The following is a 12,565-nucleotide window of genomic DNA, read 5'->3' as shown; positions in this document are numbered from 1 at the left end:
AGGAAACGGATATGGCTCTGTCGAACGGCCGTCATCTCGCCTTCCCCTTCCGCATCGGACCGGACGGCCGCACGGCGGCGCCCGCGGACGACACCGCGCAATTGCGCGACGAAGTGCTGCAATTGCTGCTGACCAGCCCCGGCGAGCGGCTGTTTCAGCCGGAGATCGGCGGCGGCGTGCGCAAGCTCGTTTTCGAGCCGGCCTCGGAGACGCTTCGCGGCGTCGTCAATGCGCGCATCGCCAATGCGCTGGCGCGCTGGCTCGGCCATCGGCTGACGGTGCAGCAGATCGAGGTGAGATGGGACAGCGCCGGCGCGACGCTGGAGGTCGACATCGGTTATCGCGCCGCCGGCAGCCCGGATGTGCGCGTGCTGCGCTTCCAGCGCAGCGCGTCATAGGAGGCGGCATGGGCGCGATCAACTCTTTCGATATGATCGACGACCGCGCCGACGCGCTGGCCGCTGCGGGGCTCGACGGCCTGCGCCTCGCTCTGGTGTCGCTGCCGGCGGGGCCCTCGCCCGATCACGCCGACATAGAGCTGCATTTCTACACCGGCCTGCATCTGCCGGCGATCCTCGCCTTCATCGGCGCCGACGCCGCGCGCGCGCGGCAGACGTTCCGCATCAGCGGCGGGTCGCGCATTCTCGCCGGCGCGCTCGCGGGCCAGACGCAGACCGTCGCCGTCTCCACCATAGACGCGCGCCGATTGTCGCTGCGCGTCGCGCCGGTCGGCGATTATTCGACCTATCGCATGGCGCTCGTTTGGGATGCGAGCGCGATCGATCCTTTCTTCGCCGAGATCGGCTTCAAATTCCGGCCCGGCTGCTTCACCAACGACTGCGCGCCGAAATTGCCCGGCCGTCCGGCCGCGCCCGGCCCGGACATCGACTATCTCGCGCGCGATTTCGATTCCTTCCGTCATACGCTGATGGTCGCCATGGCGGCGCGCGTTCCCGGATGGAAGAGCACGAGCGAGGTCGATCTCGATCAGACTCTCATCAGCCTGCTGGCGGCGACGGGCGACGAGCTCGCCGATCATCAGGACCGCGTGATGGCGGAGGCGACGCTGGCCACGGCGCGCAAGCGCGTGTCGCTCGCCCGCCATGCCCGCCTCGTCGATTATCACATAGACGAGGGCCAGCAGGCGAGCGCATGGCTGTGCCTCGATGTGGCCGGAGGCGTCGCGCCTTTCTCGCTCGGCGATCAGGAGCTCGTCGCCTATACGGGCGCCGATCCGACGCTCGCGGACACGGTGTTCTTCGCCAGCCGGCAGGGGCGTCTGCCGGCGGAACAGCGGCAGCGTCTCGATCCGGCGCTAAATCGCCTGCGTTTGCACACATGGCGCGACGCGCGTCCGGCGCTGGCGGCGGGAAGCGTCGAGGCGGATATCGCGCCCTTCGGCGGCCTCGTTTCGCAGGCGGATGCGGATGCGCTGCGCGATCTCGTGCGCAATGGCCTGTGGCGCGAGATGATCGTCGCCGAGGTGTTGAATCCGCTGACCGGCGGTGGCGCCGGCGCGCGGCGCGCCAAGCGGCAATTGCTGCGCTTTCTCGCGGGCGAGGCGGCGGCGCAAACAGTGTTCGATCCGGTGGCCGCGACCTGGCTCGTGCGTGTGAGATGGCGCGACGAGGATGCGCTGCGCGCCGATTACAGCTTCACCACCTTCTGCCCTGGTCCGCCGCCAAAGCGCGTGACCGATGTGTCGATCTTCTACGGCAATGCGCTGCCGGTTCACGAAGGCCGGCCGATGACGGCGCATTTCTACGAGCCGGCGAGCGCATTGCCCTCGGACAGCCAGACGGAAAAGCACCTCTATTTCCAGCGGCGCGGGCGCCGGGCGGAGGATTGGGTGCTCGCGCCTCTGCCGGATGAGGGCCCGCTCGCTTATCTGCCGTCGCGGCCGGGCGCGGGGCCGGGCGAGGAGCCGTCGCGCTCGACGTTGCTCGTCGCCGTCGACGCACCCGGCGCGCCGCGCGAAATATGGCGCGAGGTGGAGACGCTCGTTCACAGCGACGACACGGTGGAGAACGGCTCCTGCTTCATGACGGAGATCGACGAGCGCGGCCGCGCGACGCTGCGCTTCGGCGACGGCGTGAATGGGCGATTGCTTCCGGATGCGGCGATCGTCCATGCGCAATATCAGATCGGCCGCGGCGCCGGCGGCAATATCGGCGCGGACCAGTTGCTCTCTTTCCTTCCGCTCACAGGCGCGCTCGGCGGCGCGGTGACGGGAATCGCCAATCCCTTCGACGTGACCGACGGACGCGATCCGGAGCCGGTCGAGCGCCTGCGCCGCTTCGCGCCCGAGGCGTTTCGCGCGCGGCAGGCGCGGGCGGTGACGCTCGCCGATTATGTCGCGCGCGTGGAGGAAGTTCCCGGCGTCTCGCGCGCCGTCGCCCGCTACGCCTGGACGGGAAGCTGGCGCACGGTGCGGATCGCGCTCGATCCGAAAGGCTTCGTGGCGATCGGCGACGAAGCGTCGGATGCGCTATGGGAGGCTCTGCGCCGCGCGGCGGCGGATCATCTCGAATCCGTGCGCCTCATCGGCGAGGACATGGAATTGCGGCCGCCGCGCTATGTCCCGCTCGACGTGAGCGTCGTCGTCTGCGCGCATCCCGACTATTGGCGCGAGGATCTGCGCTTCGTGCTCGAGCAGGAATTCTCCGACGGCTGGACGTCCGACGGGCGCCCCGGCTTCTTCCATCCCGATCAATGGACCTTCGGCCAGGCGCTGCATCGCGCCATGATCGAAGGCCGCATTCATCGCATCGCCGGCGTCGAGCATATCGTGCGCATCGTCATGAAGCGCTTCTCGGCGCCGCAGCCGGGCGCGCCGAACGGCGAGGTCCTGGAGCTCGCTTTCGACGAGACGCTGCTCGTCGCCAATGATCCCGACCATCTCGAGCGCGGCTTCATCCGCTTCGAGATGCAGGGCGGCGGCGGTTAGGGAGGCGCGCATGGTCTGCGATCCGCTCATCGACGATCCTTTCCGCTTCCCGCGGCCGATCGACAATCGGCCGGGCCTGCCGCGCATCGCCTATCGCATCGGCCGTTACGCCGATTTCGTCGAGGCGATGACGCGCGGGATCGACGCGGCGCCGGAGCTTTCCGCCTTCACCCATCGCGCGGCCGATGATCCGGCCATAGCGCTGCTGCAGGGCGCGGCGATCGTCTGCGACATATTGAGCTTCTATCAGGAGCATTACGCCAATGAGGCGTTTCTGCGCACGGCGGCGTGGCGGGAGAGCGTCGCCGGCCTCGTGCGGCTCACCGGCTATCGTCTCGCGCCGGGCCTCGGCGGACGCGCGACCCTCGCCATGGAGGCGCGCGGCGCGGCGCCGCTCGTCCTGCGGCAGGGCTTTCCGGTCAAGCTCGAATTGCAGGGCGCGAGCGCGCCCGCCGATTTCGAGACCGACGGAGAGCTGACGGTCTTTCCGCATCTCGGCCGGTTCGATCTCTATTCCCCGCGCCACTACGAGAGCGTCGTCGCGGAGAATGCGACGCGCTTCGAGATCGCCGCCGTCGACGGCGCCGCCGACAGCCGCAGCCTCGCCGCCTTCGAGGTGAAAGTCGGCGACAGATTGCTCTTGCAGCCGCCCGAGCCGTCCTATGCTTTCACCGGCTCGGCCGTCGTTCCGCAGCAGGAGCCGCAACTGGTCAAAGTGAAGAGCGTGAAGCATGTGCTCGACCGGCTGATCGTCGAAACGGATGCGCCGCTCGCGCAAGCCTTCGCGGCGCCGGCGACGGCCTATCGCATCGGCCGCTCCTTCCGCCATTTCGGCCATGACGCGCCGCCGCAGACGACATCGACGATCGTCGGCGGCTCCGGCAAGATCACCGGCTCCCGGCAGTCGGACACGGGCTTCGATCGCCATGTGAGCGCCGGCCATGTCTGCTCGCTGTCGAGCGCCTCTACACCTCTGCCCGCGACGCTCTGGCCGCTCGACCGGCCCGTCGATGATCTTGCGCCCGGCGCGCGCGTCATCGTCGAATGCCGCATCGGCGCCGATGTCGATGCGGCGCGCGTTCCGCTCTCGGTCACGCGCCGCATCGTCGCCGCGCATAAGGGCTCGCTCGGCTTCGGCAATCTGAATGGCGCGAGCGCAAAGCTCACATTGGACGCGCCGCTCATTCGCATCGACATGTCGCCGCGTCCCGTCTGCGACATACGCGATGTGAATATCTACGAAGTCACGAGCCCGCCGCTGACGATTCGTCCACTCTCCGCTCCGCCGACCGAGGCTTTCGTCGATGGAACGCGCGCGCTCTATTTTTATGGCGTGGCGGCGGAGGCGCGCGCGCTCGCGGGCCGGCGGCTGTTCCTCTCCCATGCCGACGGCCGCAGCGTCGTGCTCGTCAACACCAATGAGCCGGATGATTTTTCCGCCGCGCCCTCTGCGCCGCCGCGCCGCTGGGCGCTCTCCTTCGACCGCGCGCCCGCACCTTTCGGCCGCGCGGATTTCGACGATGAGACGCCCATTGTGACCGTCTTCGGCAATCTGGTCGACGCCTCGCAAGGCAAGAGCGAGCCGCAGGCCGTTCTCGGCAATGGCGACGCGCGGGCGATCTGGCAGACCTTCCCGCTGCCCAAGGCGCCATTGACCTATTTCCTCGCGTCCGATTCGACGCCGCCGCAGGCGCCGCAGCTCGATATTTTCGTCGGCGGCCGAGCGTGGACGCGCGTCGACAGCTTCTATGGCCATGGGCCGAAGGAGACGATCTATATTCTGCGCGAGGACGAAGAAGGCCGCAGCTTCGTGCAATTCGGCGACGGCGAGACGGGCGCGCGCCTGCCCTCCGGATTGAAGAATGTCATCGCCGCCTATCGCAGCGGCTCCGGCGCGCATGGCGCGATCGCGCCCGGCAAATCGCCGACGGCGCCCGAGCGTCCGCCCGGCTTCGACAAGGTCTCGCTCGTCGGCGTCGTGTCCGGCGGCGCCGATCCGGAGAGCGGCGACAAGGCGCGCGAGGCCGCGCCCGGCAAGGCGCAGAGCCTCGGGCGGCTGGTGAGCGTGCAGGACTACGAGACCGAGCTCTTGTCCATCCCCGGCGTCATCCGCGCCGCCGCCGCCTTCGATCTCCACGCCGGCGCCCCGGCCATGCTGCTGCGCGTGCTGGTGCAAGCCGGCCGCGAGGCGGAATTCGCCGCCATTCGCGACGCCATTCTCTCCGCCCATCGCAAACGCGGCGCGGATCGCTTTCCGCTCGTCGTGCGCCAGGCGCTGCCGCGCTTCGTCCATGTCGATCTGAATTACGCGCTCGATCCGAGCTATCGGCGCGCGGATGTCGAAGCGGGCCTGCGCGCCGCCTTCGGCCTCGCCGGCGATGCGGCGAACGAAGCCGCGGGACTTTTCGGCCTTCGCGCGCGAAAGCTCGGCGATCCCGAATATGCGAGCCGCATCGAGGGTCGCATGCAGACTGTCGCGGGCGTGCTCTGGTGCGCGATCGTCGGCCTCGGCCGCTTCGCCGCCGGCGTCGTCGATCCGGCGACGCTGCTGCTTCCGACGCATCGCCGCGCCGCCGCGCGGCTGCCCTGCGGCGCGCTCGAAATTCTGCGGCTCGATGCGCGCCATCTGACGCTGACGTCCGTCGCCGATGCAGGAGCGCGCGCATGAGCGAGGAAAAAACGAAGCTCTTCGACCGCCTGCCGGAAATCCATCGCACGCGCGATATGGAGCAGTCGCCGCCGGGGCAATTGCGCGCCTTTCTCGATGCGCTCGAAATTCCCTTCGATGCGCTGCAAGAGGCGATCGCGCAGCTCTATGAAGACCTCTTCATCGACACATGCGAGGATTGGGTCGTCCCCTATATCGGCGATCTGCTCGGCGTCTCACATCTCGACGGCGATCCGCGCACGCTACGCGCCGATGTCGCCGACACGATCGCCCTGCGTCGCCGCAAGGGAACGCTCGGCGCGATCGAGCGTCTCGCCGCCGATCTCACCTTCTGGTCGGCGCGCGCCGTCGAGATGCGCGAAGCTCTCGGCTGGACGCAGCACATGAATCATCAGCGTCCCGACGCCGGCGGCAGGCCGCCGCTCGCCGATCCCGCGCGCACCCGCTTCGCGCCGCCGCGCGGCGGCTTCGCCTCGATCCGCGATCCGGCCATGCTGGCGCTCATCGGCACGCCCTTCGATCCCTTCGCCTATGCCGCGGATGTGAAGCCGCCGCCAGCGGGGGCGCGTGCGGTGAATCTGCCCGATCTCGCCGTCTTTCTGTGGCGGCTCGCGGCCTATCGCCTGCCGCGCATTCTGCCGCTCGCCAAAGGCCGCGCCGATCGCGGCGCGCCGCCTTCCGGCGAGGCGCGCTTCGTGCTGCGCTTTGATCTGCATCAGCTCGATCAGCCCGTGCGTTTGTTCAACACCGGGCGGCCGGGCTTTCTGCGCGGCGATGGCGCGATCTCGCCGCTCACGCAGCCGGACGACGTCCCCGGTCCCATGCTCGACGCGCGGTTGACCAGCGGGGCGCCGGCCGGCCATCCAGAAGCCTATGCGCGCATCGATTTCTACGACGCTTCGACCGCTCCGCCCTCCGGCTTCGACATTGGCGATGTCGGGCTGCAATTGTTCATGCCCTCGACGCTCGCGGCGCTGCTGCCCGCCGGCTGGGCGTGGCGCTGGCGCGGCGACAATCTCTGCGCCTTCGAGACGGGTCTGCGCCGTCCCGTCGCCAGCGGCGAGATCGTCGTCGATCCCGACATAGGCCGTCTCCTCATCGGCCTCGACACGGCCGCGCAGGCCGACGCGCTGATGGCGCCGAACGGCGCCGGCTTCGTCTCGCGTATGTTCGCGGCTTTCGCCTATGGCGCGGTGGGGCCGGTCGGCGCGCATCCCGTCTCGCGCGGCGCCCTGGCGACGGCGGGCGCGGAGCTGCGCCGCGTCGGCGACATCGCCGGCGGGCTGACGCTGCAGGCGGCGCTCGCCGGCCTCGACAGCGCGACGACGCCGATCATCGTGCAGATCGAGGACAGCCTCACCCATGCGCTCGATCTCGCGGCCATCGCCGGAACCACGATCGACGGCGGCCTGTCCTTGCGTCTCGCGGGCTCGCTGACGATCCGCGCCGCCGACGGCCATCGGCCGATCCTGCGGCTGGCGACGCCGCTCGCCTTTCGTCCCGTGGCGGCGAGCGCGGCCGGGCTGGGCGATCCCGTGGTGCGGCTGGAAGGCCTCTATCTCGCGCCCGACGCCGCTTTTCCGGCGGGCGCGGCGCTGATCTCGCGCGCGGCCGTCGCGCGGCTGGAGGTCGCCGGCTGCACGCTCGCGCCCGGCGGCCATTCTCTGCGCAATGGCGCGCGCGCGCCGGCCCAAACGGCGTTGCGGCTCGCCAATGGCTATGGTTTCGCAAATCCCGCCGAGGAGGCCGCCTTCGCGCCGACGCCCGACATCATTCTCCAGCGCAGCATCGCCGGCGCGCTCGCCATCGACGATCGCTATCGGCTGGACATCGAGGATTCGATCGTCGACGCGGCCGGCGCCGCGACGCCGGCGATCGGCGCGGCCACAAATCCGGCGACGGGCTGGGGCGCGGCGCTCGCCTTCTCGGGCCTCACCTGTTTCGGCGCCGCGCGCGTTTCGTCCGTCGGCGGCTCGGGCGCGATCTTCACGGGGCGTTTCGAGGTCCTCGACAATCAGCATGGCTGCGTCAAATGGTCGGCCTTCGCCGGCGATCCGCTCGATCGCCCGCCGCCCAATCATTTTTGCGTGCGCGCCAGCGAGGCGCGCATCGTCTTCACGTCGCGGCGCTTCGGCGACGGCGCCTATGCGCAGCTCGCGCGCGAGACCGATCATCGCGTGCTGACGCTCGGCCCGCGCGACGACGCCATGGGCGCCTTCGGCTTTGCGCTCGAGGCGCATAAATTCGCCAATCTGACTATTCGTCTGCGTGAATTTATGCCCGCCGGCGTGCGGGCGCTCGTCGTCCCTGTGCTCGAGTGAAAAGGGAATTGCCGTGAAGGGTGACTTCTCCGTTCTCCATTTCGATCCGCTCGAAAACGAGCGTGGCGTCGCCGAGCCGCGCGACGGCGCATTGCGCAATATGGGCGCGGTGCTGTTCCAGCAGGGACGCGTCATGACCGACGCCGACCACACCGAAAGCGAGCTCTTGGATCTCGCCTGGCGCGAGCAGGCGGCGCGCGACATTATCGGCGCCGGCGTCTGCGCGGTTCCGGCGGAGGCGCCCGATTCTTTCAAAATCGTCTCGGCCAATGCGACCAGCGGGGAGACGATCGTCTCGCTGCTGCCGGGCCGCTGCTGGGCGGACGGACTGCTCACGCGCCTCGCCGGCGATGCGCCGAACCCGAGCGCGCCGGTGACGCGGCGCGCGACCTATCTCGGCCCGCCGATCGCGTCGCCCATGCCGACGACCGGCGAGATCGGCGACGGCGTGCGCGACGCCGTGGTGCTGGAAGTCCGCATCGATTCGCTGCACGCGTTTCAATATGCCGAGCGCCTGCTGGAGCCGGCGCTCGGCGGCCCCGACACCAGCGAGCGCGCCTTCCTCGACTGGCGGCTGCGGCTATTGCGGCTCGCGGACGGCGAGAGCTGCGCGACCATAGGAACAAAGCTGCGCGACGATCCCGCCACGAAAGGCCGGCTCGAGGTCACGCTCGCGCCAAAGGTCGCGATCGTCGGCGATTGCCCCGTCGTCGGCGGAGGCGGCTACACGGGCTTCGAGCATGCGCTCTATCGCATAGAGATCGCCGATGTGCGGCCGGGTGATCCGGCGCGATTCAAATGGAGCAGATGGAACGGCTCGCTCGTCGGCTCCGGCGTCTTCGACGCGACGGTCACGCCCCATCGCGTGACGATCGAGGCCGGCCGCGCGGCGATCGTCACTTGCGGCGAGACGGATTTCTACCTCGAGGCGCTGGCCTATGACGCGCTCGACGGCGGCTGGAGCGTGATCTACGCCGCGCGCGCGACATTGAACGCGGATCATGACATAGAGCTCGCGGCGCCGCCGCTCTTCGGCGCCTTTCCCGCGACGACCGACTCCGTCTTCTTCCGCCTGTGGAACGGCGTCGCCGACATCGCCTCCTTCACCGACGCCGCCGATCCGGTGGAGCTGCGCGACGGCGTGAGGCTCGCTTTCGACGCGCCGGCGCCGGGCAAATATCGGCCGGGCGATTATTGGACCTTCGATGTGCGCGCGGGCGAGATCGCCAATCCGCAGACGCTGATCGACCATGCGCCGCCGCAGGGCTCGGTGACGCATCGCGTCGCGCTCGCCGAGATCGAATGGACGGGCCGGCGCGACACGACGATCTCCGGCGCGATCGAGGATTGCCGCAAGCGCTTTCGTCCGCTCGTGAATCAGAAGCTCTGCTGCACGTTTCTCATCGGCGACGGCGTGACCAGCTTCGGCGATTTCAACTCGCTCGAGGAAGCGGCCGCGCATCTGCCGGCGACGGGCGGCGAATTATGCCTGCTGCCCGGCGCGCATCGCGCCAATCTTCGTCTCGAGGGCAAGCGCCATGTGAAGATTCACGGCTGCAAATGGCGCACGCTCGTGCTGCCGCGCGAGACTGCGCCGCAGGCGCCCATAGTGACCATCGTCGATTGTCTCGGCGTCGAGATCGAAGGGCTCGACCTCGTCACTTTCGACGGCGTCGCCGTGCTGGCGCAGAGCACGGGCGAGGGCGTCTGCGCCGATCTGCGCATTCACGACAATCGCATCTTCGCGCGCGCCAACGCCATTCGCGTCGAGGGGGCGCGCGAGCTCGTCATCGCCCGCAATCGGCTGCATCTGCTCGATACGACGGACGGGCTGGCGACGCTGTCGCTGCTCGCCGAGGATGCGCTCGTCGAGCGCAATGTGCTCGCGCTGCTGCCCTTCACGGAGCCGCCGCGCGGCGGCGGCGGCAATGATCCGCCCGGCGATCCCGCCGACCCCTGCGCCAGGACGCCGATGCTCTATCGCTATCCGGCGCAAGTGTTGAAATATGTCGTCGCCGCCTGGATTTTTCCCATCGCGCAGCTCGCGCCGAAGCAGCCTTATCGCGCCTTGGGCGGCGTCCATTTGCGGGCGGGCTGCGAGCGCGTGCGCCTCGTCGAGAATCGCATCGCCGGCGGCGCGGGCAATGGCGTGACGCTCGGCGGCGATCTCGATCCCGTCGTCACCACCGCCGACGCCGAGACCAAGGACGCGCCGACGATCAATGTGAATGAAACGGGCTATGTCGTCGCGCTGGCGCAGGACGAGTCGGGGCGTCCGATCACGGATGTCGACATATGGCTCGAAGGCGACGACACCGCCGCCGACCGCAGCGACGCGCGCGGCATGGTCGCCGTCAAGACTGCCCCCGGCCGGCGCCGCGTCGCCGCTTCGCCGCCCTATGAGGTGGCGCGCATCGCCGAGACGCGCGATTCGGGACGGCCGATGGAGGTGATCACGCTGACGACGAAAGCCTCGGTCGCGCGCGGGCTGCGGGGATTTCTGCACGAGATCGCCATAGAGGGGAACGATATTTCGGCGATGGGGCTCTCCGGCATAGGCTTCGCGACGCGCGCCGGCGCCAGGCTCGCGAGCAAGAAGCCCGTCATTCCCGCTAATGACCCCAAAGGCGCGTTGCTCGCCCAGATCGATCTCGCCATCGCCGAGCTCGCGGCGACGCCTCTGCTGCGCGCCAGCGATCCGGTGCGCGATCTCGTCATTCGCGGCAATCGCATCCACGGCAATCTGCGCAATCCTTTCACCGAGGCGATGCTCGCCGAGGCGCAGGACATCGGCCGCGGCGGCGTCTCGCTCGGCGTCGTCGACGCGCTCGTGCTCGCCGACAATCATATCGACGACAATGGGCCGGACGCCGCCGATCCGGTCTGCGGCGTTTTCGTCGGCTATGGGAATAATCTCGAGGTCACCGGCAATTCGCTCTCCGGCAATGGCGCGCCGTCCAGCGATTATGAGCGCAAGCGCCGCGCCGGGCTGCGCGGCGGAGTCTATGTGCGCTTCGCCGGCGCGCTCACCTCTTCGCTCTCGACCTCCTCGGGTCGCGAGGCGGCGTTGCGCGTGCTCGACAATCGCATCGATCAGCCGGCGGGCCGCGCGCTGACCGCTTTCGCCTTCGGTCCGGTCACTATCGCCGACAATCATTTCAACAGCATCTACACGGGCCTCTTCGGCTTCATCGACGCGGTGTTCGGCGTCATGCTGCTCGTCAATCTCGGCGGCGCGCATCGCCTGCTGGCGCGCCGCTTCCAGAATTATCTCGCGCGCGGCAAGGAGTTCGCCGGCGTCGCCGAACGCGCGCTGCCGGGCGGCGAGACGATCGTCGACGGCAATTATCTGCGGCTCGATCCGCTCAATCGTTCGATCGTCTCGCATGCCGTGCTGGCGCTGGACGATATCGGCTATGCGACCAACACCTCTTCCGTCTATCGCTCCGATCCGTTCTTCGCCAACGCCGTTCTCGTCGCGGACACGCTGCGGGCCACGGGCGCGCGTCTGCGCGAGGACGCCACGACGACGCTCTCCATGCTCAGCCAGGCGCTGCGCGCCAATGTGACGGCGCTGAACCAGGGCGATCATTGCATTATCGCGCGGCCCGGCGTCATTCTCGGCAATCCGCTGCCGACCGTCGCCGAGGGCAATCAGATCCTCGATCCGCGCATATGCGGCCGTCTCGCCGAGCCACAGGGCCTGCTCGCCTTCGCCATCTCCGTGCTGCGCGCGCAGGCGGAGGGGCTCGGCGGGACGCTCGACGAAAAGGCCTTCACCGGCGCCGAGATCGTCGGCCTCGGGCAGAGCGCCGTGGCCAAAGTGACCGCGACGATCGCGGCGGCGCAGACGGCCGCCATGCACGGCATGCAGACGGAGGCGGCGCGACTCGCCGAAATCCACGGCGCCGATTATCCGGCGGCGACGCTCTTGCGCGCGCGCGCCGAGGCCGGCCTCGCGCAAAAGCGGCTGATGACGCAGGGCGCCGAGGCGTTCGGCGTCGCGCCGGTCGTCGCGCCGGACGGCGGCGCGGCGATCTCGGGCCGTGTCGTGGACGATCGCGGGCTCGGCCTGCGCGATCTCACCGTGGAGCTCGTCCGCCGCGACGCCACGATCGCGGAGACGCTCGGCCGCACCGACGCCGCGGGCGTCTTCGTCGCGCGCTTCGAGAAGGATCAGGCGGCCATTCTGGCCCGCGAGCCGACGCTGTTCCTGCGCGTGCGCGACGCCAGGGGCGAGGAGCTGCTGCTCGACAAGGAGCAGATTCGCATCGCCGCCGACGCGGCCGCGCAATTGACGCTCGAGGTTCCGCTCGCGGTCGCGCCGCTCGCTGTCATTCAGACGGCGACGCCCATTTATACGCGAGCGAGCGGGGCGACGCAGGCCAATGCGCCGCCGACATCGGCGACCACGGCGCCGGCCGCCGGCGCGCGCACGCCGCTCGCCAAGCTCGACATTGACGCGGCGTCGCAGGAGCGGCTGCGCGTCGCGGGCGTCGCCGATGTCGAGTCGATCCTCGCGCTCGACCCCGCCAAGCTCGCCGACATCGTCGGCGGAAAGGCGCCGGCCGAGACGATCGTCGCACGGGCCAGGGCGCTGCTCGCGACGAGATGAGAGCGCCGACGTTC

At 69.4% G+C, this 12,565-nt stretch carries 5 protein-coding genes; all 5 read left to right on the top strand.

The genetic code is table 11. From position 1 onward, the window contains the following. Positions 1 to 11: 11 nt before the first annotated feature. From AC6IY7_RS06730 to AC6IY7_RS06710, 5 genes are read left to right on the top strand one after another with little or no spacing between them, the layout of a single operon-like run. Complete coding sequence (locus AC6IY7_RS06730; protein WP_497782297.1) at positions 12 to 398, top strand: GPW/gp25 family protein; 387 nt, start codon at positions 12 to 14, stop codon at positions 396 to 398. Between the two features lie 8 nt (positions 399 to 406). Beyond that, positions 407 to 2,947, top strand: coding sequence for a baseplate J/gp47 family protein (locus AC6IY7_RS06725; RefSeq protein ID WP_497782296.1), 2,541 nt, complete (start codon positions 407 to 409; stop codon positions 2,945 to 2,947). Between the two features lie 10 nt (positions 2,948 to 2,957). Next, positions 2,958 to 5,615, top strand: a complete 2,658-nt coding sequence (locus AC6IY7_RS06720) for a baseplate J/gp47 family protein (RefSeq protein WP_497782295.1) — start codon at positions 2,958 to 2,960, stop codon at positions 5,613 to 5,615. Continuing rightward, complete coding sequence (locus tag AC6IY7_RS06715; protein WP_497782294.1) at positions 5,612 to 7,936, top strand: phage tail protein; 2,325 nt, start codon at positions 5,612 to 5,614, stop codon at positions 7,934 to 7,936. The genes AC6IY7_RS06720 and AC6IY7_RS06715 overlap by 4 nt, the downstream gene beginning before the upstream one ends. 13 nt (positions 7,937 to 7,949) lie before the next feature. Then, the gene (locus tag AC6IY7_RS06710; protein ID WP_497782293.1) at positions 7,950 to 12,551 is read left to right on the top strand and encodes a hypothetical protein; all 4,602 of its coding nucleotides are present in this window, start codon (positions 7,950 to 7,952) and stop codon (positions 12,549 to 12,551) included. Positions 12,552 to 12,565: the final 14 nt, after the last annotated feature.

The sequence above is a fragment of the Methylosinus sp. is20ea genome (assembly GCF_059718135.1).
Note: the sequence above shows the minus strand (reverse complement) of the source record. Positions and strands in the feature narration are given on the sequence as shown.

What these genes read in the sequence shown, in the direction of transcription:
- AC6IY7_RS06730 (WP_497782297.1), top strand. Translation starts at nt 12, where the DNA reads ATGGCTCTGTCGAACGGCCGTCATCTCGCCTTCCCCTTCCGCATCGGA.
- AC6IY7_RS06725 (WP_497782296.1), top strand. Translation starts at nt 407, where the DNA reads ATGGGCGCGATCAACTCTTTCGATATGATCGACGACCGCGCCGACGCG.
- AC6IY7_RS06720 (WP_497782295.1), top strand. Translation starts at nt 2,958, where the DNA reads ATGGTCTGCGATCCGCTCATCGACGATCCTTTCCGCTTCCCGCGGCCG.
- AC6IY7_RS06715 (WP_497782294.1), top strand. Translation starts at nt 5,612, where the DNA reads ATGAGCGAGGAAAAAACGAAGCTCTTCGACCGCCTGCCGGAAATCCAT.